Genomic DNA, 23326 nt, shown 5'->3' on the forward strand with positions numbered 1-23326 from the left:
GGGCGGCCGACGCTGCAGCGCTGATGTGTGAAACGCGGCGTTTTTAAGCCAGTTCACGAGGTTGCGCCTACTGGGCAGGTTGGATCTCACTTTCCGTGACCCACTTGTGGTTCGTCATGTTCATTCCGTCTGCTTCGTAATCCACCATGTAAACCGTCTCGTCGGTCGAATGAGCGACGGTGGCTTTCGCGCCGCGCATTCCGTTCATGTGCTCAGCCAGCAGGGTTACTTCGCTGCCGTCCGCGAATCGGCCTGATCCTGCATTCTCCAGCTCTTCCTGCACTACCCAGCGGTGGTCTTCGACCTCGTCGCCACCGTCGAGTGGCGTGTAGTTCACCGAATACGTAAACGTCTCGAAGGCGCCAGAGATGGTTGCCTTCGCGCCGCTCATGCCCATCATGTGGTCCGCAGTCAGGGTGACCTCTGTCCCGACCGGGTAGGTCGGGTTCCGCGCTTCCTTGATGCCCACCGGGGCCGGTCCGCCGTCCATCGGGTGTTCCATCTGTGAGTGGTCCATAGTCCACACCTTTCTCTGGTTGTTCCCTCTGTCAATGCCGACGCTATACCCCTAGGGGGTATAGATCAAGTTTGGTGGTCTGCGCCCAGGAGCCGGTGGAGAAGGTGAGAAGTTCCAGGGAGTTCCTGTCGGCCGAACTGAGATTCGCGGAGAAGGCGAGAGCCGACCCCGCTGAAGCCGTCACGGAATTCCAGGGGCCGTGTTGCCCGGGGTCGGGGCCAGAGCGAATCGCGTCTGGAAGCTGTTAACCAACCGGAGCGGTGGCTGGAAACTCCCGTGAATTGTCACCCCGCTATGGACACGGTGCAGGGGTGATGGGATTCTTTTGCCGTTCAATAGCCGTCCGGGTGTTCCAGCTTTGAGGATTATCTGTGCGCCAAGCGGTTCCGTTCACAGGCCAGTCAAGAGGCATCCATCATGAGCGAACAGACAGCCGGGCAGCCGCTGCGCTATTCCATCAACCTCACCCTAGACGGGTGCATTGACCACCGAGTGGGGGTGCCGGACGAGGAACTACACGCGCACTCGGCCCAAACCATTGCCAAGGCCGACGCGCTGATCTTCGGGCGGGTTACCTACCAACTCATGGAGAGCGCCTGGCGGGCCTCGCCGACGGCACCACAAATGCCACCGTGGACGAAACCTTTCGCGCAAACCATTGATCAGGCCAAAAAGTACGTGGTCTCCAGCACGCTGGAACACGTGGACTGGAACGCGGAACTGCTCGCCGGGGACCTTCAAATAGCAATCAGGGGGCTAAAGCGTCAGCCCGGCAGGGGCCTTTACGTTGGGGGAGTGCAGTTGCCGCTGGCTCTGGCCGAATTTGGGCTGATTGACGAATATGAATTCATAATTCAGCCGCGGGTGGTCGGGCACGGGCCCGCGCTGTTTGCAGGGCTCTCGCAGCACGTGGAACTGGAGCTGGTGGGCCACAAGGAGTTTTCCTCGGGTGCCTTCGCGTTGCAGTATGTTCCCCGGTCCGCGGCCGTTTAGCGGCGTCGAATTCCAAGAGCGCTGTGCAACGTCTGCAGGTCCAAAAACGACGGAGCGGGAACCAAGTACAAGCTGACGGCTTGCGCGTTAACGAGCCATGACTGAGAGGGAAGGAGATTAATGATGGGTAGCGGACATAGGGAGGAGACTCCAGGGGTCGATCGTGAACTGACGAGCTTCATCCATCGATGGGCGGAAGCAATAGTCACCAATGACGTGAGTCGAATGGAATCATTCACGACGGCGAACTGGATTCTCATCGACCGGCCAGGAGTGATTTCTCGCGATTCTTTTCATAATGCCGTGGCAACCGGCCACCTTCGCCACGACAGCATGAGTCATGAAGTCCTGGGCATTGACCGGTATGGATCAATCGCCGTGATTCGAACTCATGGCCGGAATTCAGGGCGGTTTCAGGGCCATCCGATTAAGGCCGATGAGTGGACCACCAATATTGTGCTCAAGGAAGCAGGAGGGTGGAAGTGTTTCTTGACGCAACTGACGCCCACAGGCACCGGGGCGGCCGAGGAATGAGATACCGAAAAATCTGCTGCGGACGAAGTGGGCTGGCCCATTGATGCTGCAGAACAACGATTGTCGTGAACCTCAGCGTGGACAAAATGCCGACGCCGAACGAGTTTGCGCCCGAGCTGGTGTCACTGGGCGAACTGCACAAGACTCGTGGGCATGCAGGCCAACCCTTGCGAAGCGACGAAGCATTCTTGGGCGATGCCGTTATCGCAGGGGTTCCTGCCGTCCTCTAGTAGAACGTTCGCACGTCTTGCGGGTTGACACTCAGGTTCTGGCCTTTATTTCTGTCCGATGTTCAGCTCGCCGGGAGTCCATGACGTTCCGCCATGACGCCGGCAGGTCGTAGGCGAGCTCCCGGACGACGTCGGTTTTCTCCTCATCCGCAGGACAATGCTGCGCTCCCCACTGCCCGACGGTGGCGATGATCGGAACGAGATCGATGCCCTTTTCCGTCAATGTGTATTTGGCTTTTTGCCGGTGAGTTGGATCGTCGACGCGGATGAGGATCCCCGTCGTTGTGAGTCGTTCAAGGCGATCGGCGAGGATGCTGCTGGTGATTTTCTCTTCCGATCCGCGCAGAAGTTCGCGGAAGTGCCGACGTCCAGCGAAGATGATGTCGCGCAGGATGAGCAGCGTCCATCGATCGCCGAGGATCTCTACTGCGAGATTGATGGGGCAGCCGGAACGGTCCGTTGTTGCCATGATCTACCTTTCTTCCTGGCTGTAGTGCGCGACTTCTTCAGCGATAAGGTCAACGACCTCGTTCGGCCGGGACAGCATGGGCCAGTGCCCACTCACAAGATGCTTATAGCGCCATCGGCCTTGGGGGTGGTCGATGGCCTGACTCGACGTCCGGCTCTCCTCCTGTGAAAGGACCACGTAGGTCGTTGGCTGGCCTGAAGTGTCCTTCGTCAGCCGTGCAGGGTCGAGGACGGTATACCCCGGATGCGGCGTGAAGCTCTCGGCCAGACGGTTTCGGTCGGTAGCCGTGAGGTCTCGCTCATGGTCCAGCATGTGTCGTTCGGGAGGCAACCACAGGTTTCCCGCCTCGATGATCGCCTGGCGCTCCTGGTTGCGCGCCGACTCCGAGTCGCCCCAGCCATCGAGCAGTGAACGTCCGTCCGTTGGCATGAAGCCGCCGAAGTGAATAAGCCCGGCTACCTGCTCACCAAGCCGGTCAGCGACCTGGGCCGTAACCATTGACGAATAGGCGTGAGACACCAGCACCACCGGTGCGCCCATCCGCTGGATGTAGGTGGCGAGCTGATTGACGTGATCTTCCAGGTGGGCCTCGGCGATGGAGGCGTGCGCCTGACCCGTTTCGAGTCCAAGCAGGGTCACGGCTTGCGCTTCAAAGCCCCTGCGACGCAGAATGCTGGCCGTCGGTTCCCAGACTGAGGCTCCACTCCACGCGCCGGGCACCAGGACTATTGCGGGATGAGTTTTCATCTCAAACCCTCGCTATCTGATCGGTTTTTGCGAGCAGTTTAAGGCTAGGGGATCTGATCGTGAAACACAACCAGAAATTTGGAGGAAGCTTCCGGTCCTCATCGACTGCTCCCACGGAAAGAAAGCTGTCAAAAGCGCATCGCGCCTGCCATTGTGTAGCAGGCGCGATGCCGTTGGGTTGATGCAGGTGATCTCGACCGATCTGCTCAGACTACCTCTGCCGACCGCGACGCCATGGGTCAGAATCCGTAGGACGCCTCGCGCTCCGCACGCATCTGCGAGTAGGCCTGGGTGAGAACCGCGGTATCTTCCACCAGGCGCTCGATGCGCAGCGTCACGTCGCCGCTGATGATTTCACCGCGGTGGATGTCCTTCGCTTCGATGAAGACGTAGCTCTGGACCACCTGTGCCTTCATGTAGGTCAGGATCGGGCGCAGCTGCTGCTCGGCCACCAAATAGTGCTTCGGCGAGCCGGCGGTGACGACTATGCCGACCACCTTGTCCTGGAAGGCATTGACCGGAAGCAGGTCAAAGACATTCTTCAGTGATCCGGGGATCGAGGCCTGAAAAATCGGCGTGCCAATGATGATCGCATCTGCCTCCATCAGGGCCTGGGTGACTTCGCGGGTATCGCCGGTGTACTCCACGTAGTCACGACCGTCGGAAAACATCAGGTCGTAATCGGCCAGGTCAATCAGGCGAGCCTCAATCTCCGGGTCGTACTGCGCGATGGCCTGCATGGCGTAGTTCATCGCCGTGCGGGTGGTTGAGCCGACCGTTGAGCCGGAGAGTCCTACGATCTTCATGCCTTTGCTCCTTCGACGCTTGCGGTGTACTTCTTCACGGCAGGAATGATTTCGCTGCCGATGATTTCGATGTTCTTCATGACGTTCTCGAAAGGCACGCCCCCGAAGTCGATCTGCCCGATGAAGCGCTGGTGGCCAAACTCCTCGTACTGGTACAGGATCTTCTCGATCACCTGCTGCGGGCTGCCGATGTTCATGATGCTGCGCGGATCGGTGCTCTGCGCGAACAGCTGCTTGGGCATGCCCCGGCCGTTGGTGCGGATCATGCCCTCGTTGATGTGGGGGTAGAAATCACGCAGGGCCTGCTGCGAGGATTCGGCCACGTAGAGGAACCCGGCGGTCGCTATCGGCAGGTTTGCCGGGTCGTAGCCGCTGTGCCGGGCCGCTTCGCGGTAGGAATCGACCGTATCCTTGAACGCGGCGACGGGACCACCAAGGTGAGCCATCACCATCGGGGCGCCGGCCAGGCCCGCCTTGATTGCGCTGGCTGGCGCGCCGCCAACGGCCCGCCAGATTGGCATCGACCCGTTCTGCGGACGAGGCAGTACCTCTGCGTCCTTCAGGTCTGCGCGGAACTTGCCGGACCAGTTCACCACGTTCTCCCTGTTGATCTGCCGCAGGAGGTCGAATTTCTCCTCAAAGAGCTCTTCGTAGTCACGCAGGTCATAGCCCAACAGCTCGAACAGACCGACGCGGGAGGCGCGACCGGCAACGATCTCCGCCCGCCCTTCGGAGAGCAGATCGATGGTGGCGAAGTTCTCGTACACTCGCACCGGGTCCGAGGTGCTCAAGATGGTCGAGGTGCTGGCAATCTTGATCTTCTCGGTGGCCTGGGCGATCGCGCCGAGGATCACGGCGTGGGCCTGGGAGGCGAAGTACTCCTGGTGGCTCTCGCCCACAGAGAAGAAGTCGAAGCCCGCCTGCTCGGCGGCCTGGGAGTAAGCGACGAATTCGCGGATTCTTTCCCCGGCGCTGACCCGTTCTCCGGTCAGGGGGTTGGGGAGGTGGTCACCCAGGGTGTACATGCCGAACTCCAGCCCGGCCTTGGGGTCAATCCTGAATTCAGACATGCCGTTGGTCTCGGTGGTCATTTTGCTTCCTCCGTGTTTTCGTGGCTTGGGGGCTCGGTCGGGTAGGTGGACTCAGTTTTGGGTGGTGCCTGTTTGGTGACACTGTTCTTGTGCACCTTGAGCATCAGGGCATAGAGCTGTTTCTGTTCTTTGTCGTCCAATACGTCTTCGAACATCGAAGCCTGCAGCGCCACCTGTCCCAGGTAGACCGACTGCAGCTTTTCGCGGCCCTCATCAGTCAGGGAAATGTACTTCGTCTTCCAGTCGGGGGTGCGCTTGATCAGCCCTTCATCTTCCAGCCGACTCAGCATTCTGGAGACACCTCCGCCGCTGAGCAGAAGCCTGGCGGCGAGGTCGCTCTGTGTGACGGGCTGGTAGACGCGGATGTGGTTCAGCGCTTCAAACTGGGCGGCGGTCAGCCCCGATTGCCCCAGATACTCGTTGGAGATCTGGTTGCTGCGCTGCACGAACCGGGCCATACGCAGCCAGATCATCAATCCAAGTGGACGTTCTTGCATGTTGCCTCCTTACCGATGTCATCACTTTACCACGCAATTGATAAATCAGTTAACCATGCAAGTGAGACTTGGAATCGATGGATCAGTGGCTGGCAAAGGCAGGCGAACGGGCGGCAGAAGGTAGGGGAGCGTCAGCTGCGTTGGGATCATCGCCGCCTTCTCCAAACAACTACTGGATAGAGTGGACTCAGCGTAGTTGGGCAAGGAGGAAACACGTGGACGGTGAGATGATCCAGCGGTTGGCGGCAGCGTGTGCCGAAGAATTGCCGGGTGCCGGTCTCAGCCACCCCTTCGGCCCAGACTGGGATGTGTTCAAGGTGCGAGATCGGGTATTCATGCTGCAGACGCGAATCACGGGCGAGCCGATCGTGGTCCTCAAGGCCTGGCCGGCGGACGGCGCAGCTCTGCGCGAGGCATATCAGGAGATCACGCCGGGCTACCACATGAACAAGAAGCACTGGATCACCTTGAACCCCGGGGAGAAGATTGACGCCCAGCTGGTCGAGGATTTGGTCACGGAGTCCTATCTTCTGGTGCTGGAGCAGAATGTGCCGAAGAACCGCTGGCCGGTAGACCCCTCTACGTTCGGGAAGGGTGCAGGACAATGAGCCTGAGCGGAAAACAGATCCAGCACATCGCGGCCGAGGTCGCGAAGCGGCTACCGGGTACGGACAGCGGGTATCCGTTCACCGAGCATCTGCAGGTTTGGAAGGTTGCCGGAAAGGTCTTCCTGGTCATCACCGAAGATGAGCCGGAGCTTGAAATCATCACCATCAAGACCGCCCCGGATCACGGGGACAAGCTGCGGCGCGATCATGCTTCGATCAGCCGCGGTCACTACCTCAATAAGCAGCATTGGATTTCTGTTGCCAGTGGCGAGACCATCACCCGCTCACTGGTGGAACAGCTCGTGGAGGACTCCTATGACCTCGCAAAACATCAAGCGCCGGTGAAAGACCGGCCCGAGGAAGACGTATAGCAGCCAGCATCACGAGGCGAAGCAGGTTGCATTGACGTGAGCCGGGGCCTGGACAACCCAACGTTCCATGTCGTGACAACAGTGATCTGGGAGCATGGGGCGCCGTGGTGCTCAGCGTGATCGTTCACCGGGAGCTGTCGATGACCGAGTGACCTGCGCGGAAGGCGCATTAAATGAGAACGAGGTGCGAACCTCGATTGCTTTCACAATCTGAAGTTCACACCTCGACTACTTGGGGTGAGTAACGGGGCTTGAACCCGCGACCTTCTGGACCACAACCAGACGCTCTACCAACTGAGCTATACCCACCATATTCATTTTTTGTTTCCGGACTAGTCAGAACGCTTTTGCTTCCTGATTTCGTACCGGGCAACGAGAATTATCATACACACAATCGGCTGGTGAATGCCAACTCGGAAAGCATCGGTTTCGCTGTGTTGTCGATCACCAGCCGATCGGGAGTTCCGCTACCTGCCCTGCGCGGCCGATCCGCTCACCTGGCGGGCCACCTTCGCGGCCTCGACCGAGGTCGGGCCGGGGGAGGGGACCATGATGGTGCCCCGGTAGTACTTCAGCTCGTCGATGGAGTCCTGGATGTCACCCAGCGCACGGTGGTTGCCGGTCTTCACCGGGGCGTTGTAGTGCGCCTTGGTGTACCAGCGCCGGGCGAGTTCCTTGATGGTGGACACGTCGATGACCCGGTAGTGCAGGTGGTCGATGACCGCGGGCATGTCCCGGGCCAGGAAGTTCTTGTCCATGCCCACCGAGTTGCCGCCCAGCAGGGCCTTCTTCGGTTCGGGCACCCGGGCGGTGATGTACTCCAGCACCAGCTTCTGGGCTTCGTCCATCTCCATCCCGCCGGCCAGCTCCGGCAGCAGGCCGCTGGCAATGTGCATGTCGCGCACGAAGTCGTCCATCTGCTCCAGGGCCGCCTCATCCGGCTTGATCACCACGCTGATGCCCTCATCAAGCACGTTCAGTTCCGCGTCGGTGATCAGCACCGCCACCTCGATCAGCGCGTCCGATTCCAGGTTCAGCCCGGTCATCTCGCAGTCGATCCATACAATCATTTCTGAGTTACTAGCCACGGAATCCAATCTACCGCCGTTGTGCGGTGAACATCGCACACGCAAGGCGGGTTGCCGCGGTGTCACGCCCGGAATTTGGCGGCCCCGGTGCTAAAATCGACAGAGATTTTCCAGCTCTGCACGAGGTTCGCCCCGGACCTGCAGCGGCGGCCCGATGCCGCGGCAGGGCGTCGCCCTGTCATGAACCCACGAGGTGTAATGGTGTCCACTAACCAGCCAGAGGTCCTGGAGCACAAGCCGGCCACCGGCGTGCCGCGCACCCTGGTCAGCGGCCTGATCGGCTCCACCCTGGTGCTCTTCGGCTCCTTCGGGGTCGGCTGGCTGGCCAGCGTCTCGCCGCTGAACCAGGACCCGTTCTTCATCATGATGCGCACCGAGACGTTCTGGGTGATCACCTCCGTGATCCTGTTGACCCTGGGCTGCTGGGTGCTGGTGCGCGCCTGGTGGCGGCTGGGGCAGAAGCTTGCGGGCTGGCCCGAGGGCTCGCTGGCCGTGGTGCGCAAGGCCGTGCTGCTGTGGAGCGCCCCGCTGCTGGTGAGCATCCCGATCATGTCCCGCGACGTGTTCGCCTACATCGGCCAGGGCCGGCTGGTGATGGCCGGGCAGGACCCGTACAGCGACGGGATCTCCTCGGTGAGCAACTGGTTCCAGCTGGGCACCGACACCATGTGGGCGGAGGACGGCACCCCGTACGGGCCGCTGTACCTGCTCATTGAATACCTGGTGGTCGCCGCCGTGGGGCATTCCACGGACCTGTCGATCCTGGCCTTCAGGCTGATCGCGTTCCTCGGGGTCATCCTGTGCCTGTACTACCTGCCGAAGCTGGCCCGGCTGCACAAGGTCGACGGCGCGAAGGCGACCTGGGTGACCGTGGCCAACCCGCTGTTCCTGCTGAACTTCGTGGCCAGCGCGCACAACGACTCGCTGATGGTGGGCCTGGCCGTCATGGCCGTCTACCTGGCCTGCCAGCGCAGGGGCGTGCTGGCGGTCATCGTGCTGACCGCCTCGATCGGGGTCAAGCCGATCACCCTGGTGCTGCTGCCGTTCATCGGCCTGCTGTGGGCCGGGCCGGAGGCGAAGTGGCCCAAGCGGATCCTGTACTGGTTCTACTCGGGCATGCTGCTGCTGGCGCTGATGACGCTGCTCGGCTTCCTCAACGGCTACTGGTTCGGCTGGCTGAAGGTCATGCTGTTCACCGGCACCGGGTATTCGATCTTCTCCCCGCTGGGCATCGTGATCATGCTGCTGAGCGGCGCGGTCTCCGCGTTCGGGCTGTCCACCGAGTGGATCCTGCCGGTGATCAAGCTGCTGGGCCGGCTGCTGGGGGTGGCGCTGGCGATGGTGGTGATCTTCCGCGGCAAGTACAGCCACCTGGTCCAGCGCCTGGCCATCGGCTTCTCCGCCATCGTGGTGCTCTCCCCGGTGATCCACCCCTGGTACCTGTTGTGGCTGCTGCCGTTCTTCGCGGCCACCGGGATCCGGGATGACTGGCAGATGCTGTGGGTGCACCTGACGGTGCTGTACTTCATCGCCTACCAGGCCGCCGACCAGCTGTTCATCTGGCAGTTCCTGGCCGAGGAGCTGGTGCCCGGGGTCCGGTTCATCTCCTGGGGCGTGTCCATCGCCGCGATCGCCTGGCTGCTGCTGGTGGACCGGCACACCCGCACGATCCTGCCTGGGCTGCTGAAGCAGACCCCGTGGCTGGCCAAGTTCACCCGTACCGCATGAGCGCCCCGGTGGTCCGCGCCCCGGCCCCGCCCAGCCTGCGCGCGCTGCGCTGGCACGGGGTGGGCGCCTCGGTGCTGATCACCGTGGCCAGCTGGGGAATCGGCTGGTTCCCGCGCAACCAGCATTCGCCGTTGGCCCGCACCGGCTTCTTCATCCAGTTCCGCACCGAGCTGATCGGGGTGCTGGCCTGCACGCTCATCATGGCGATGGGGCTGGTGTGGCTCACCCGCTGCTGGCTGCTGCTGCGTCCCAGGGTGGAAAACCAGGGGCAGCTGTCCGGGCGATCGTTGGCCGGGCTGGTGGCCAGCTGGGGTGCCCCGCTGCTGGCCAGCTTCCCGATCCTCTCCCGGGATGTGTACTCCTACCTGGCCCAGGGCCGGATGCTGCAGGCGGGCAAGTCCCCGTACTCCGAGGGGATCTCGGCGCTGCCGGGCTGGTTTGACGGCGGCTCGGACGGTCTGTGGGCCCAGTCGCCCTCACCCTACGGGGTGCTGTTCCTGGTGGTGGCCCGGCTGATCTACGTCATCTCCGGCGGCATCCCGGAAATCGGGGTGGGGCTGCTGCGCCTGCTGGCGGTGGCCGGGGTGGCCGGCTGCTATTGGGCGACCGGGTGGCTGGCGCGCAGGCTCGGGGTGAACCCGCACTGGGCGCTGTGGGTGATCGTGGCCAACCCGCTGTTCCTGCTGACCATGATCGGCGGGGTGCACAATGATGCACTGATGATCGCCGCGACCTTCTGGGCGTTCGGCCTGGCCCAGGGCCGGCGGATCATCGCCTCCACGTTCGCGCTGGCGGTGGCGGTGAGCATCAAGCCGATCGTGCTGGTGCTGCTGCCCTTCCTGGGACTGATGATGCTCGGGCGCAGCGCCGGGCTGCGCGAACGGATCGCGGTGTGGTGGCGCACCACGTTGGCCATCGCCGGGTGGCTCACGCTCTTCGGGGCGCTGACCGGGCTCTGGTTCGGCTGGCTGCCGGCGATGCTGACCTCCGGTGCCGCCGCGTTCCCCTACGCCCCGGTGGGCCTGCTGGGCACCCTGTTCGGGCTGCTGGCCTCGCTGTTTGGCGCGGACGCCTCGGTGGTGGCCCAGGTGGTGTTCACCCTGGCCCGGCTGTTCTCCGTCTACCTGGTCGCGCGCCTGGCCCTGGCCAGGAACATCAGCGACCCGCTGCGCCTGGGCGCCTGGGCGCTGTCCGCGGTGGTGCTGCTGGCCCCGATCATCCAGCCCTGGTACATCCTGTGGCTCTTTGCCCTGTTCTTCATTTCCCAGCAGGTGTCCTGGGCCAGCGAGAAGCTGATGATCGGGCTGAGCATGCTGATCACCCTGGCCGTGTTCGTCGACCAGATCTCCATCGAGCAATGGCACCCGGTGTGGCTGCTGCGGATCCTGGCCGCGCTGCTGGGGGTGGGCCTGCTGGCCGCGATGCTGCGCTGGGACCGCCAGGTGCGCCAGGTGGGGCAGCAGCTGGGCGCCTGCCGCATCCCGCGCAGCTAAGAGGTCCGGCACCCGTGGACTAAAGAGCGCCAATTCACACCGGGTTTTGCTCCCGCCCCGACGGCAAATCGTTTTACCCTTGGGTATGCAAAGGATTATGGACCTGTTGTGGCCCGGGGCGATGGCACTGCTGATAGCGGGGCTGTTCGTGGCGACCGCAGGCATCTTCCTGTTGGCGCTGCAGTACCACAAGCACGGACGCCTGTCCTGGCGCAGAACCATCACCAGCTCGGTGGTGGTGCTCTACGTCTTCGGGCTGCTGAGCTACACCATGCTGCCGATGCCCGAGACCCGCGACGCGTTCTGCCGGCCCGGGGTCGCCCAAACCCAGCTCGAGCCGTTCCACTTCTTCCAGGACTTCAACCTGGCCTGGGAGGGCGGGCGCCGCGCGTTCCTGACCAGTTTTGAACTGTGGCAGGTGCTGTTCAATGTCCTGCTGTTCATCCCGGTGGGGATCCTGGCGATCCGCTGGGCGCGGCAGAACGTGTTCACCGGCACGCTGATCGGCTTTACCCTCTCCCTGGCCATCGAGGCCACCCAGTACACCGGCATCTGGGGGATCTACACCTGCGCCTACCGGGTGGCGGATGTCGATGACCTGATCGTGAACACCTTTGGGGCGTTCCTTGGCACGCTGCTGGCCTACCTGCCGGTCTTTGCCTTCCTCTCCGGGCCGAGCGAACGCGACGGGCAGTACGCCCCGGCCCGGGCCGTCACCCGCTCCCGCCGGGCGCTGGCGAACCTGTTCGACCTCGCGCTCATGTCAGCCCTGGTGATGGCCGTGTCCCTGGTGCTGGAGGTCGCCGAACGCCTGGGGGTGCACACCGCCCGCATCGACTACCTGCAGGACCTGCTCTCCATCGCCGCGGTGCTGCTGGTGGTGATCATCCCGTCCCTGGCCCCGGGGCGGGCCACCCTGGGACAACGCTGCGCCTGGTTCGAAGTGCGTGCCCTGACCGGTGGGCCGGCCGGCACCGGGCGGGCGCTGGCCCGGGTGCTGCTGGGCCTGGGCGGGATCTACCTGTTCCAGTCGATCATGGCCATTGTGCCCGAGGGGAACCTGTTCCAGCTGCTCGCCCTGCCGCTGGTGCCCTACATCTGGTTCTCGGTCATCTGGCTGGCCTTTGACCGTTCGGCCCGCGGCGTCTCCGCCCGGGCCTCGGGCACCCGCTTCACCGACCGCCGCGCCTGATCCGCCTACTGCTGCGCCGCCGGGCTCCGGAGCGCTAAAATGGCTGGTGGCGCCGCCAACTCGCAAACCCTGGCGCCACCATTTTTCCCCATCTCATCCCCAACGCAGCTCACTCACGCCGCCACGCGGTGTTCCCCCTCGAGCTGCCGAGCACAGTTAGGCCTGCCATCCCGCATGGATCCCATGGATAACCAGCCCGAAATCCCCAACGAGCCGCATCGTGCCGTCTTGCGCACCGCTGTGGGCGCCACGGTGCTCATCGCGGTGGGCGCGTTCGTGCTCTCCTTTGCCGCCCTGACCGACCTGGCCACCCGTTCGGGCATCGACCCGAAGCTGTCCTGGATCTGGCCGATCATCATCGACGGCATGATCGTGGCCGCCACCGTGGCGATCGTTGCGCTGAACGGCTTCCCGCGCAAGGCCATGATCTACCCGTGGGCGCTGCTGTTCTTTGGCGCTATCGTCTCCACCGCGGCGAACTCCACCCACGCGATCCTGACCGTGGACTCGATCTCCAACGGCGTGCCGCCGCTGGTCTCGGCGCTGGTCGCCGCGATGCCGCCGGTGGTGCTGCTGGCCATCACCCACCTGACCGTGCACATGTACCAGAAGAAGTCCGAGGCGGCGAAGCTGCGCGAGGCCTACGAGCGTGACGTGGAGGCCGAGAACGCCGAGAAGTACGGGGTGGCCTACGATGATGGCTACCAGGCGGCGATGAGCGATGCGCAGAACGCCGAGGCCGAGCGCCTGGGCGAGCTGGAGCAGGAGCACCAGGACGCGCTGGCCCGCGCCCGGGCCGAGGCGATCGCCGAAGCCAAGCGCAACCAGGCCAAGGCCGCCGCCGCGCAGGCCAAGACCGCCCAGGCCTCGGCCAACGGCAAGCCCGCCCCGGGTTCGGTGGCCACCGCGACCGCCGTGGATGAAAAGGCCCCGCTGTACGACGACCTGGCCCAGCGCCTGAACCGTTCCTAGCGCACCGGTGCCGGTGTCATCCGCCCGGCATCTGGCGTCATCGGATTCGCTGAAGTGTCCACCTGGCCAAGTAGACTCGCACCAGCACCACCGCGCGCACTACGGCGCCGTGGTGTGCAGTGACGGAACGACAGGGGAGCAGCCAATGAGCGAACAGGAGCCAGCCGCCAACGATTTCGCTGAACAGATCGACGAGTCGGTGCGGCGCTACGCCAAGGTGCGCCCGGCACTGCAGCAGGTGCTGGACACCATGCTCGGACGCATCCGCAACCTGTTCGAGGCCTCCGAGGAGGCCCAGCCGCTGTTCATCACCGGGCGGGTGAAATCGGTGCCCTCCTTCCGTGCCAAGGCCTCCCGCCAGCTGCAGGAGGACGCCGAGAGCGACCCGGTGCTGGAGTTCCCCAACCCGCTGCGCGAAATCCACGACATGGTCGGCATCCGCATCATCGTGAAGCTGCCCCACGAGATCCAGCAGGTCGCGAACATGATCAAGGCCCAGCGCGCCGCCTTTGACTGCCGCAGCGACCGGGAGAAGGACATCGGCTCGGTGGAGTCCGGCACCTACGGATACTCCTCCCGCCACCTGCTGCTCAAGACCCGCAACGAACCCAGCGTCCGCCGCTTCCAGGAGCAGCTGGGCAAGCCGGTGGTCCCCAGCGGCAACTTCACCTTCGAGGTGCAGATCCGCACCATCCTGCAGCACGCCTGGAGCGAGGTGGAACACGACATCCGCTTCAAGAACTCCGGCCAGGGGGTGTGGAGCCCGCAGCTGGACCGCCAGTTCACCGCCACCGCCGCCATGCTGGAAACCGTGGAGAACTACTTCACCGACATCGACGAGCTGTACAACACGCTCAACGCCTACCAGGACCGGGACGGGCTGGGCGGCCAGGAGCTGAACAGCGACCGGATCGGGCAGATCTGGCAGACCCTGCTGCCGCACGTGGACCGCAAGCGCGATGACGACTGGTCCTGGGCGGCCGAGCTGCTCGGGGCGCACGGCATCACCCGGACCTGGCAGCTGGCCGAGCTGCTGGACCCGAACGTGGTCACCGAGGTGCGTTCGGCCCTGGACCACCGCTACTCGCCGGGCCCGGACCGGTTGCTGGATGACATGCTGCTGTGGCGCTTCGGTGCGGCGCACATCGACAAGACCAGCGGCAACGACGAGCGCCGCGAATCCTCGCTGCGTCGGCGCCTGGTGCAGATGAACGACTACCGCAACCAGCGCAGCTAGGCCGAACACCACCCTGGAAGCACCCGTCCCGAAACCTTCGGGGCGGGTGTTAGCTTATGCACTTTGGCACCACTGGTGGGGCCGAACCCCGGTAGACTGGATAAGTTGCCCGAAATCTGCTCGCCGGGCAACAGAACCAGGCAACCTTCGAAAGGGGTTCACCAGATGATTTCCGTGGCCAACCTTGAGCTGCGCGTCGGCGCCAGGCTGCTGATGGACGAGGTGAACTTCCGCATCGACAAGGGCGACAAGATCGGTCTGGTAGGCCGCAACGGCGCCGGGAAGACCACCATGACCAAGGTGCTGGCCGGTGAATCCCAGCCCACCGCCGGGGAAGTGAGCTCCCGCGGCTCCATCGGCTACCTGCCCCAGGACCCGCGCACCCCGGACATGGAGCAGCTGGCCCGCGACCGCATCCTCTCGGCCCGCGGCCTGGACAAGATCATCAACAAGCTGGCCCGCACCCGCGCCGAAATGGCCAGCGAGGACCCGAACATCGCCGCGAAGGCGATGCGCCGCTACGACCGGCTGGACGCCGAGTTCATTGCCGGGGGCGGGTACGCGGCCGAGTCCGAGGCCGCGGCGATCTGTTCGAACCTGGATCTGCCCGACCGCATCCTGGACCAGCCGCTGCGCACCCTCTCCGGCGGCCAGCGCCGCCGTGTCGAGCTGGCCCGCATCCTGTACTCGGATGCCGAAACCCTGCTGCTGGACGAGCCGACCAACCACCTGGACGCCGACTCGATCAGCTGGCTGCGCGACTTTTTGAAGAACTACTCCGGCGGCGTGCTGATGATCTCCCACGACACCGGGCTGCTGGAAGCCACCGTGAACAAGGTGCTCTACCTGGATGCGAACCGCGGCACCGTGGACGTGTACAACATGGGCTGGAAGCGCTACCTGGTGCAGCGCGAAACCGATGAGCACACCCGGCGCCGGGAACGGGCCAACGTGGAGAAGAAGGCCAGCGCGCTGCTGGCCCAGGCCAACAAGATGAAGGCCCGCGCCTCGGGCGCCTCCGCCGCCCAGTCCATGCTCAAGCGCGTGGACCGCATGCTTTCCGGGCTGGAGGAGGAGCGCGCCGCCGACAAGGTCGCCGCCCTGCGCTTCCCGGACCCGGCCCCGTGCGGCAAGACCCCGCTGATGGCCGAGGGCCTGTCCAAGTCCTACGGCTCGCTGGAAATCTTCACCGACGTCTCCCTGGCCATCGACCGCGGCTCCAAGGTCGTGATCCTGGGGCTGAACGGTGCCGGCAAGACCACCCTGCTGCGCATGCTGGCCGGGGTCTCCGAACCGGACACCGGCGAAATCCAGCCCGGCCACGGCCTGAAGATCGGCTACTTCGCCCAGGAACACGACACCCTGGACCCGGCGAAGACGGTGCTGGAGAACATGCGCCGCACCGCGCCGAGCGAACTGGGGGACGCGGACGTGCGTTCAATCCTCGGTTCCTTCCTGTTCGTGGGCGATGACGTGCACAAGCCGGCCGGGGTGCTCTCCGGTGGTGAGAAGACCCGCCTGGCGCTGGCCACCATTGTGGCCTCCAGCGCGAACGTGCTGCTGCTCGATGAGCCGACGAACAACCTGGACCCGGCCTCGCGCGCCGAGGTGCTCGGCGCGCTGTCGAACTTCTCCGGCGCGGTGGTCATGGTCTCCCACGATGAGGGGGCGGTGGCGGCGCTGAACCCCGAGCGCGTGGTCATCCTGCCCGATGGGGATGAGGACCTGTACAGCGAGGACTACCTGGAACTGGTCTCGCTGACCTAGGCTCCAGCACAGTCAGGTTTTTCCCGGGCCATCCGGGTATGCGAAAACCGCCCGATCCACCGGTGTGGGTCGGGCGGTTTTCCGCCTGCCCGCCGGGTCTGCGGCGGGGGAAAGTTTGGTGTCGGGACCGGCGCTGCTCAGTTTATCGTGGGTTACCGGCCGCAGATATCCGGGGCTCCTCACATCAGATAAACGGAGCGCCGTAGGCCTTGAGAGCCACCTGTGAGATCTGGACGATCCCGACACCTTCAGCATACGAGAGATCCGGGAAAAGTCCATAGCAACCGGTATCTTGCATCGCGCCTGGGGTTGGGCGAGCCCCCACGAACGCCGCCGGTCCGTTCGTGATGTTCACGAACGGACCGGCGGCGGTCGGTGGGCAGGGGCGGATCTAGCCGCGCTGCCCCGCGTCCTGGTTGTGGGCCGGATCCTGGCCCTGGTCCAGCATCGCGTCCTCCACCGCCTCATCGGTCAGCGAACCGTCACGGCGGTACTTCTTGGTCTGCTTGGCGCGGATCTTGCGCACCTTGTGGATCGGCTCCTCAAAGCCGGCGGCGCGGGCCTCGGCCAGTTCCTCGGCGTCCTCCCGGTTCAGCTTCTTCTGCTGGCGGGCGGCGTACCAGAAGCCGACGAACGCCAGCACGCCGAAGGCGAACCACTGGTAGGAGTAGGACAGGTGCGGGCCCTCATCGGTGTCCGGCGGATCCAGCTGCAGGGGCGCGGTGGCCGGGGCCGGGTCCTCGGTGTACATGATCCCGTAGGCGCCCTCGGAAATCGGGTAGCCCACCTGCTGGGCGTAGTTCGGCAGGTTCACGGTGGCCAGCTGGCCCTCGGGGGCCGTGCGGTCCAGGGTCGGCTCGCCGGGCTTCAGGCGCACCTGGACCGAGACGGTGCCGGTCGGGGGAGCGGGCACCTCATCGGGCCACCCGCCGCGCTCATCGCCAATGGGAAGGAACCCGCGGTCCACGATCACGGTCTTGCCCTGCGTGGTGCGGAAGGGGACCAGCACCTCGTAGCCCGGGCGTCCGGACTTGATGCGGTTGCGCACAATCCGGGTGTCATCGCTCAGGTACTGGCCCTGCAGGGCCACGGTGGTCCACTTCTTGTCCTCGGGCAGCTGATCGAACAGCGCCATGGCCTCCTTGGAGCCGCTGGCCGGGGCGAAGTAGTTCTCGTTCACGTGGGAGATCTCGGTGAGCACCTCGGCGCGGCGGTCCATCTGCCAGCGCCCCAGGAACACGCAGGCGGTCGCGAACACGCACACCAGCAGCAACCAGCCGATCCAGCGGGTACTGGCCAAAAAACGATACATGGGGTGCGATCTACTCCTTCGCCGGATCCACCGGCTGGGTTTCCTTGTACAAGAGCCGCTGGCGCAGGTAGTCCTCCAGCCAGTCGCGGTGCTGAAGGCAGGCCAGCCAGACCTTGCGGCGTTCGGGGGTGTGGATCTTGGGGTTGTTCCACAGGATCTTGAATTCGGCCGGCTGCCGGCAGCCCTTGCGGCTACAGATCAGTTCCCGTGGTCCTTCAGGTCCACCGCCAAGCGAGGACAGCAGATCCATCTAGTTCCCTTCCCGTTGCTCGTTTTCTGGTTTTCCCGCGGCGCCCTCATCCGGCTCCTCGGAGTCATCGGCCGCGTCCGCCCAGGTGCCGTCGATGGTTTCCCCCGCGGCGTTGGGCTCCGGCGGCTCGGGCTGCACCTGTTCCTCATTCGGCTGCTGCCAAACCCCGGCGGGAAGCTGGCTGGGGTCCCGGTCGGTGAAGAACTCGGCCGGCGGCTCGCGCTTGGTCACGTCCGCGCCCCGGTTGGCGATCACCACCGCAATATAGGGAAGCACCACCGCCCCCACCAGCAGGATCCACTGCAGCGGACCGTGGGTGAAGAACGCGGCAATGAAGCACAGCACGCGGATGGTCATGGAGATCGTGTACTTGCGCACGCGCGAATTATGGTCCACGGTGTGCGACTCGTGGGCCTCGGTAATCCGGTGAACAGGCACCGCATTGTTGGGGCGATGCGGGTGGGTGTGCGTCATGACCTCAGGTTTAGCTTCCTGCAGAATATTCCGTAGCCATTGTCTCACCGAAACGGGGCTTAAGCGTAATTTCTACCCTGCGTCGAACTAAGAATACCCACTGGTAGGCAATAGGATGACAGGTGAGAGAATTTTCGTCGCCACGTGCGCGCCGCCAACCCCCACCGCAGCCCGGTGGAGTGCCGTGCGCCGTCGAGCCAAGGAATTGGAGAGAAGATTGAGCACTGAGACCCCGACCGGGCGCAGCGTCCTGGTCACCGGTGGAAACCGCGGCATCGGCCTGCAGATCGCCCGCGCCTTTGAGGCCAACGGCGACAAGGTGGCCATCACCTACCGCAGCGGCCAGGTGCCCGAGGGCCTGCTGGGCGTGAAGGCCGACGTGACCGACGCCGCGTCCATCGACGCCGCGTTCACCGAGGTGGAGGCCGCCCACGGCCCGGTCGAAGTGCTGATCGCCAACGCCGGGGTCACCAAGGACACCCTGCTGCTGCGCATGGGCGAGGAGGAATTCACCTCGGTCATCGACACCAACCTCACCGGTGCCTTCCGGGTCATCAAGCGCGCCTCCAAGGGCATGCTGCGCAAGAAGTACGGCCGCATCGTGCTGATCTCCTCCGTGGTGGGCCTCTACGGCTCCCCGGGCCAGATCAACTACGCCGCCTCCAAGGCCGGGCTGGTGGGCATCGCCCGCTCGCTGACCCGCGAACTGGGATCGCGCAACATCACCGCGAACGTGGTCGCCCCCGGGTTCATCAACACCGACATGACCGCCGCGCTGCCCGAGGCCACCCAGAAGGACTACCTCTCCTCCATCCCGGCCGGACGCTTCGCCGAGGCCGAGGAGGTGGCCAAGGTGGTGCGCTGGGTCGCCAGCGATGAGGCCGCCTACATTTCCGGGGCGGTCATCCCGGTCGACGGCGGCCTGGGCATGGGCCACTAGCCACCACCCCAGAAGAACTTGGCGGCCGGCGCCCCTGCCGGCGGCGGCCGCCACCCACAGATTCAGCAACATCAAGGAGTAAAGACTTTGAGCGACTACAAGGGCGCAATCGTCACCGGTTCCTCGCGCGGCATCGGATCGGTCACCGCACAGATCCTGGCCGAGAAGGGGATCGGCGTGGTGGTCAACTACCGTTCCAAGGCCCCGCGGGCGAACAAGATCGTGGCCGGCATCCAGGAGAAGGGCGGCCGCGCGGTCGCCGTGGGCGCGGACCTGACCACCGTGGAGGGTCCGGCCGCGCTGGTGGACGCCGCGGTGGAAAACTTCGGCTCGCTGGACGTGCTGGTGCTCAACGCCTCGGGCGGCATGGAAACGAACATGGGGGAGAACTACGCGCTGCGCCTGAACCGCGACGCGCAGGTGGCCATGCTCACCGCCGCCCTGCCCAAGATGTCCGCCGGCGCCCGCGTCGTGTTCGTCACCAGCCACCAGGCGCACTTCATCCACGAGGTCTCCACCATGGACGCCTACGACGCGGTGGCCAAGTCCAAGCGCGCCGGTGAGGATGCGCTGCGCGAGATGATCCCGCAGCTGAGCGAGAAGGGCATCAGCCTGGTGGTGGTCTCCGGGGACATGATCGAGGGCACCATCACCGCCACCCTGCTCAACCGCATGGAGCCCGGCGCCATCGACGCGCGCCGCGAGGCGGCCGGCAAGCTGTACTCCGTGGAGGAGTTCGGCGCGGAGGTGGCCAAGATGGTCTTCGCCGGCGTGGAAACCGGGCACACCGAACTGGTCGGCGGCGCCGGGGACTTCTTGAAGGCCTCGGGCCAGTAGGCGCCGTTCAACGCGTTCACCCCGGTCCCGCCACCTGGCGGGGCCGGGGTGAACACTTTAACCGGCAGGTCGAATCCGGGTCCGGAGATTAACGGCCGCGGGCCCGGAAGGAAGCGTGAAGGCTTCCTTCCAGGCCCGCGGTGCGCCGGCGAAGGGTTTACGGCTTCTTGCCGCACACGACCTTGTGCCAGGGCGCGTAGGTCCAGCTGGTCACATCCGGCGGCAGGGTCTTCGAGCCGTCAATGCTGGTGCGGTTGCGGGTGATCGAGATGCTGAAGCCCTTCTTGCCCCCGCTTTCGGAGACGCACTTTTCCGCATCGTTGTACTTGGTCTCCGGGTTGGTGAAGCTGTGCTTGCCCGAGCTGGACTCGCTCACCTTCCAGTACTTGGTGCTCCACAGCCGGGTGTGCACCGCGTCCGGGGAAACCCAGGCCTCGATCATCACGCCGTAGGGGGTGTTGTTCTTCCACTTCATGTCCACCTGGCCCTCCCACAGGGTGGCCTCGCGGCCGGCCGGGTAGCGTTCAAACCAGCGCGAGTGCGGCTTGTGGGTGATGTCGTCGTAGCCGGCCAGGAAGCCGACGTTGTACATCTGGGTGGAGATCTGCGACAGCCCGCCGCCCACCGCCTCGGTGGAGAAGCCATTTTCCACCACGCCGGAACTGTAGTAGCCGTTGGCCACGGTGATCGGGCCCAGCGCCTCCAGCAGCGAGAAGGTCTCACCGGGCTTGACCACCACGCCGGTCAGCCGCTTCGCGCCGGCCTTCAGGTTCTTGGTGCGCACCGTGTCGCTGGCCGGGTACGGGGTGGAGAATTCAACGATCTCCTCCTTGATGCCCAGCTTCTTGGCATCCTCCGTGGTGAAGTCCGCCTCCTTGGTTTCCATCCGCACCTCGGCGGTGCGCGAATCCCCGGTCCCGGCGGCGAGCACCTTGGCGCCCAGGTCCTTGGTTTCCAGGGCCATGCCCGGCGTGGATTCGATGATCTTCGGCTTGCCGCCGGAGAAGACAACCTTCGCGTCCTTCGCCGTGCTGCTCAGCTCCGAGTTCTTCGTCGCGGCCTTGTACAGCGCCTGGTCATCAAGCACCAGCTGCGGCTGCTGCTCGTCGTTGACCGAGTACTTCGCGGCGGAGGCGATCGAGGCCGGGGAGAGCTCGACCTGCTTCTCCCCGTTGCTCAGCGTCACCGGGGCGGAGAGCAGCTTGGCCACGGTCTCATCGTGGAAGGCCTGCAGCTGCTCACCCGAGACGGCCGGTTCGGTGACCTCGGCCGAAAGCGGGATCTTTTCCCCGTCCAGCTTCCACTCATCCTGCACGGTGTGCGCCGAATCCTCCACGTCCAGCTGCACGCCGCTGACCGGGGAGACGACCTTCGCCTTGGCGCCCTCGAACTCGATGGTGCCCTCGGCAACCTCGGCATCCGCCTTCTTGGCCAGCTGCTCCAGCTCACCGGTCAGCTTCGCCTCATCGACGGTGGTCACCGGTTCGGCCTGGTAGGAGCCGGTCAGCCGCTGCCAGAGCTTGCCTGGGTTCAGCTCGTATCCGGTCAGCTGCGCAACGGTGGCGTCCACGTCCAGCCCGAGCCCGGCCGCGGCCGGGTCCAGCTGGTAGTCCTTGGCGTTCACGGTGACGTCGATGGGTTCCTCGGCCCGCGGGGCCAGCTGCTCCTGCAGGGTGGCCCGGGCCTCGTCCTGGCTCTGGGAGCCGATCGCGATCCCGGAGACCGTGGTGTTGGCCGGGATCTGCGAGCTGATCCACGCGGCCCCGCCGAAGTAGGCTCCGGCCACGGCCACCACCGCGCACCCGCTGATGATCCATGGCTTGGCGCTGGATTTGCGCTGCTTGGCTGAATCGCCGGAATCCGGTTCGCTCATCTGCACTGGTCTTAGACTCTTTCGCACGACATTGGGTTAGGCGCCGCCGCCCGGGCCTCCTCCCGCCTTTGGGGAGGGCGCCGGTGCGCGCCACCAGAAATCCTATCGGTTAGACCAACACGAAAACGCGCTAAGGCCCGGTTGCCAGCGAATCGTTATCTAGTTGTTGGATTTGGGTGAAGATGCGCTTAACATTTCCCCGGTTGGCCTTGAGCTACTCGGCGGCGGCCGGGGTGTCCAGGGCCGGGTGGTCGAACACCGAGCCCTCTTCCACCGCACTGCCCAGCACCAGGTCCGCGATGACCTCCAGGTCCGGGAAGTCCAGCTTCACCGCCGCGTGCTCGCGCAGCGCCGGCTTGGCGTTGAAAGCCACCCCCAGCCCGGCCGCGCCCAGCAGGTCCAGGTCGTTGGCCCCATCCCCGGCGGCGATGGTGGCCGTGAGCGGGATCTGGTTGCGTTCGGCCCATTCGCGCAGCATCGCCTGCTTGGTGGAGCGGTCCACGATCTGCCCGTGCACTGTGCCGTCCAGCACCCCGTCGACGATGCCCAGCGTGTTGGCCAGCGCGTAGTCCAGGTTCAAGTCCTTGGCCAGCGGATCCAGGATCTGCTGGAATCCTCCGGAGACCACCCCGACCAGGTGCCCGGCCGCGTGGAAGCGCTCGATCAGGTGCCGCGCCCCGCGCGAGTACTCGATGCGCGCCCCGACCTCCTCCAGCACGCTTTCGGGCAGGCCCTTCAGGGTCGCCACGCGCTGGATGAGGGAGGCGGCGAAATCCAGTTCGCCGCGCATCGCCGCCTCGGTGACCGCGGCGACCTCCGCCTCCCGCCCGGCGTGGGCGGCCAGCAGCTCGATGACCTCCTGGCGGATCAGGGTGGAATCCACGTCCATCACCAGCAGCAGGCGTTCGGCCTGGACCAGCTGATCCGGTGCCACGGCCAGGCACGCGTCCTGCGCCTGCAGGGCGCCGGTGGCCAGGTACCCGGCGAAGAACCGCTCCACCTTCTGCCGGAAGCCGGCCGCATCCTGCTCCACGTGGGTGCGCACGATCAAACGCTGGTTGTTGGAGAACACCGGCAGCTCTTCCGGCGGGGCGCTGAGCAGCCCGGCGGCGCCGGCGGCGGCAAGCAGCGCCTCAAAACGCTGGCGGGGCAGGGCGGGACGGGAAATCAGGGCAAAGGTTGCAGGCATGGCACCATTTTCGGCCCCGCAACGCCCCGGTGCCAAAAATGACGGGACGTATTGCGCGGCACCGGGCCGATGATTTAGGCAAAACGCACGGAAAAGTTTAGGGTTTTATCC

At 64.8% G+C, this 23326-nt stretch carries 23 protein-coding genes, 1 tRNA gene and 1 pseudogene; 12 read left to right on the plus strand and 13 right to left on the minus strand.

Annotated elements, in window-relative coordinates; all coding sequences use genetic code 11:
* Positions 1–67 precede the first annotated feature (67 nt).
* Positions 68–511: pseudogene (locus tag GcLGCM259_RS07050) on the minus strand (YdhK family protein); the annotation flags it as partial.
* 423 nt (positions 512–934) lie between these two features.
* Here GcLGCM259_RS07050 and GcLGCM259_RS07055 point away from each other — a divergent pair.
* Both GcLGCM259_RS07055 and GcLGCM259_RS07060 read left to right on the plus strand, forming a co-directional pair.
* Positions 935–1510 carry a dihydrofolate reductase family protein gene (locus GcLGCM259_RS07055; RefSeq protein ID WP_138173876.1) on the plus strand — a complete coding sequence of 192 codons (576 nt, stop codon included), beginning with the start codon at positions 935–937 and terminating at the stop codon, positions 1508–1510.
* A gap of 120 nt (positions 1511–1630) precedes the next feature.
* Positions 1631–2044: a nuclear transport factor 2 family protein gene (locus GcLGCM259_RS07060; RefSeq protein WP_138173878.1), complete on the plus strand. Its 414-nt coding sequence runs from the start codon at positions 1631–1633 to the stop codon at positions 2042–2044.
* A 261-nt stretch (positions 2045–2305) separates the two neighbouring features.
* Here the strand turns inward: GcLGCM259_RS07060 and GcLGCM259_RS07065 are convergent, their stop codons facing one another.
* From GcLGCM259_RS07065 to GcLGCM259_RS07085, 5 genes are all read right to left on the minus strand, one after another.
* Positions 2306–2743 (minus strand): winged helix-turn-helix transcriptional regulator, encoded by a 438-nt coding sequence (locus GcLGCM259_RS07065; RefSeq protein ID WP_138173880.1) that lies wholly within the window; start codon positions 2741–2743, stop codon positions 2306–2308.
* 3 nt (positions 2744–2746) lie between these two features.
* A complete protein-coding gene (locus GcLGCM259_RS07070; RefSeq protein WP_138173882.1) occupies positions 2747–3490 on the minus strand; it encodes an alpha/beta fold hydrolase in 744 nt (247 codons plus the stop codon).
* A 239-nt stretch (positions 3491–3729) separates the two neighbouring features.
* Positions 3730–4296 carry an NADPH-dependent FMN reductase gene (locus GcLGCM259_RS07075; RefSeq protein WP_138173884.1) on the minus strand — a complete coding sequence of 189 codons (567 nt, stop codon included), beginning with the start codon at positions 4294–4296 and terminating at the stop codon, positions 3730–3732.
* Entirely contained in the window at positions 4293–5387 is a 1095-nt protein-coding gene (locus GcLGCM259_RS07080; RefSeq protein WP_212743856.1) for an LLM class flavin-dependent oxidoreductase, read from the minus strand. The genes GcLGCM259_RS07075 and GcLGCM259_RS07080 overlap by 4 nt, the downstream gene beginning before the upstream one ends.
* Positions 5384–5884 (minus strand): MarR family winged helix-turn-helix transcriptional regulator, encoded by a 501-nt coding sequence (locus tag GcLGCM259_RS07085; RefSeq protein ID WP_138173886.1) that lies wholly within the window; start codon positions 5882–5884, stop codon positions 5384–5386. Before GcLGCM259_RS07085 ends, GcLGCM259_RS07080 begins: the two co-directional genes overlap by 4 nt.
* Before the next feature lie 215 nt (positions 5885–6099).
* On the opposite strand from GcLGCM259_RS07085, the gene GcLGCM259_RS07090 reads away from it, so the two are divergent.
* Positions 6100–6492: an MmcQ/YjbR family DNA-binding protein gene (locus GcLGCM259_RS07090; RefSeq protein WP_138173888.1), complete on the plus strand. Its 393-nt coding sequence runs from the start codon at positions 6100–6102 to the stop codon at positions 6490–6492.
* The gene (locus GcLGCM259_RS07095) at positions 6489–6863 is read left to right on the plus strand and encodes an MmcQ/YjbR family DNA-binding protein (RefSeq protein ID WP_138173890.1); all 375 of its coding nucleotides are present in this window, start codon (positions 6489–6491) and stop codon (positions 6861–6863) included. Before GcLGCM259_RS07090 ends, GcLGCM259_RS07095 begins: the two co-directional genes overlap by 4 nt.
* Before the next feature lie 233 nt (positions 6864–7096).
* On the opposite strand, the gene GcLGCM259_RS07100 is transcribed toward GcLGCM259_RS07095, so the two are convergent.
* Together GcLGCM259_RS07100 and orn are read right to left on the minus strand one after the other, a co-directional pair.
* A tRNA-His gene (locus GcLGCM259_RS07100) sits at positions 7097–7172 on the minus strand.
* Between the two features lie 158 nt (positions 7173–7330).
* Positions 7331–7951, minus strand: a complete 621-nt coding sequence (gene orn / locus GcLGCM259_RS07105; RefSeq protein ID WP_246049821.1) for an oligoribonuclease — start codon at positions 7949–7951, stop codon at positions 7331–7333.
* A gap of 198 nt (positions 7952–8149) precedes the next feature.
* On the opposite strand from orn, the gene mptB (GcLGCM259_RS07110) reads away from it, so the two are divergent.
* From mptB (GcLGCM259_RS07110) to GcLGCM259_RS07135, 6 genes are all read left to right on the plus strand, one after another.
* Positions 8150–9679: a polyprenol phosphomannose-dependent alpha 1,6 mannosyltransferase MptB gene (gene mptB, locus GcLGCM259_RS07110; protein ID WP_138173892.1), complete on the plus strand. Its 1530-nt coding sequence runs from the start codon at positions 8150–8152 to the stop codon at positions 9677–9679.
* Complete coding sequence (gene mptB, locus GcLGCM259_RS07115) at positions 9649–11172, plus strand: polyprenol phosphomannose-dependent alpha 1,6 mannosyltransferase MptB (RefSeq protein ID WP_138173894.1); 1524 nt, start codon at positions 9649–9651, stop codon at positions 11170–11172. Before mptB (GcLGCM259_RS07110) ends, mptB (GcLGCM259_RS07115) begins: the two co-directional genes overlap by 31 nt.
* A 97-nt stretch (positions 11173–11269) precedes the next feature.
* Positions 11270–12364 (plus strand): VanZ family protein, encoded by a 1095-nt coding sequence (locus GcLGCM259_RS07120; RefSeq protein WP_175419359.1) that lies wholly within the window; start codon positions 11270–11272, stop codon positions 12362–12364.
* A 183-nt stretch (positions 12365–12547) separates the two neighbouring features.
* A complete protein-coding gene (locus GcLGCM259_RS07125; protein WP_138926188.1) occupies positions 12548–13336 on the plus strand; it encodes a DUF2637 domain-containing protein in 789 nt (262 codons plus the stop codon).
* 145 nt (positions 13337–13481) lie between these two features.
* The gene (locus tag GcLGCM259_RS07130; RefSeq protein ID WP_138173900.1) at positions 13482–14573 is read left to right on the plus strand and encodes a GTP pyrophosphokinase; all 1092 of its coding nucleotides are present in this window, start codon (positions 13482–13484) and stop codon (positions 14571–14573) included.
* Between the two features lie 165 nt (positions 14574–14738).
* Positions 14739–16340, plus strand: coding sequence for an ABC-F family ATP-binding cassette domain-containing protein (locus tag GcLGCM259_RS07135; protein WP_138926189.1), 1602 nt, complete (start codon positions 14739–14741; stop codon positions 16338–16340).
* A 391-nt stretch (positions 16341–16731) separates the two neighbouring features.
* Here GcLGCM259_RS07135 and GcLGCM259_RS07140 read toward each other — a convergent pair whose 3' ends face one another.
* Genes GcLGCM259_RS07140 through GcLGCM259_RS07150 form a run of 3 tightly spaced genes read right to left on the minus strand, consistent with a single transcriptional unit; the run spans position 16732 to position 18376 of the window.
* Positions 16732–17652, minus strand: coding sequence for an SURF1 family cytochrome oxidase biogenesis protein (locus GcLGCM259_RS07140; protein ID WP_138926190.1), 921 nt, complete (start codon positions 17650–17652; stop codon positions 16732–16734).
* A 10-nt stretch (positions 17653–17662) separates the two neighbouring features.
* The gene (locus GcLGCM259_RS07145; RefSeq protein WP_138926191.1) at positions 17663–17902 is read right to left on the minus strand and encodes an acetone carboxylase; all 240 of its coding nucleotides are present in this window, start codon (positions 17900–17902) and stop codon (positions 17663–17665) included.
* A complete protein-coding gene (locus GcLGCM259_RS07150; protein ID WP_138926192.1) occupies positions 17903–18376 on the minus strand; it encodes a DUF3099 domain-containing protein in 474 nt (157 codons plus the stop codon).
* 217 nt (positions 18377–18593) lie between these two features.
* Between GcLGCM259_RS07150 and fabG the strand changes: the two genes are divergently transcribed.
* Together fabG and GcLGCM259_RS07160 are read left to right on the plus strand one after the other, a co-directional pair.
* Entirely contained in the window at positions 18594–19316 is a 723-nt protein-coding gene (fabG, locus tag GcLGCM259_RS07155) for a 3-oxoacyl-ACP reductase FabG (RefSeq protein ID WP_246049822.1), read from the plus strand.
* A gap of 87 nt (positions 19317–19403) precedes the next feature.
* Positions 19404–20153, plus strand: coding sequence for an SDR family oxidoreductase (locus tag GcLGCM259_RS07160; RefSeq protein ID WP_138926194.1), 750 nt, complete (start codon positions 19404–19406; stop codon positions 20151–20153).
* Positions 20154–20310: 157 nt separating this feature from the next.
* Here GcLGCM259_RS07160 and GcLGCM259_RS07165 read toward each other — a convergent pair whose 3' ends face one another.
* Both GcLGCM259_RS07165 and serB read right to left on the minus strand, forming a co-directional pair.
* Complete coding sequence (locus GcLGCM259_RS07165) at positions 20311–22026, minus strand: VanW family protein (protein WP_138926195.1); 1716 nt, start codon at positions 22024–22026, stop codon at positions 20311–20313.
* 214 nt (positions 22027–22240) lie between these two features.
* Positions 22241–23215, minus strand: a complete 975-nt coding sequence (serB, locus tag GcLGCM259_RS07170) for a phosphoserine phosphatase SerB (RefSeq protein ID WP_138926196.1) — start codon at positions 23213–23215, stop codon at positions 22241–22243.
* Positions 23216–23326: the final 111 nt, after the last annotated feature.

Origin of the sequence: Glutamicibacter creatinolyticus, from assembly GCF_006094275.1 — a bacterium.
GTDB lineage: Bacteria > Actinomycetota > Actinomycetes > Actinomycetales > Micrococcaceae > Glutamicibacter > Glutamicibacter creatinolyticus.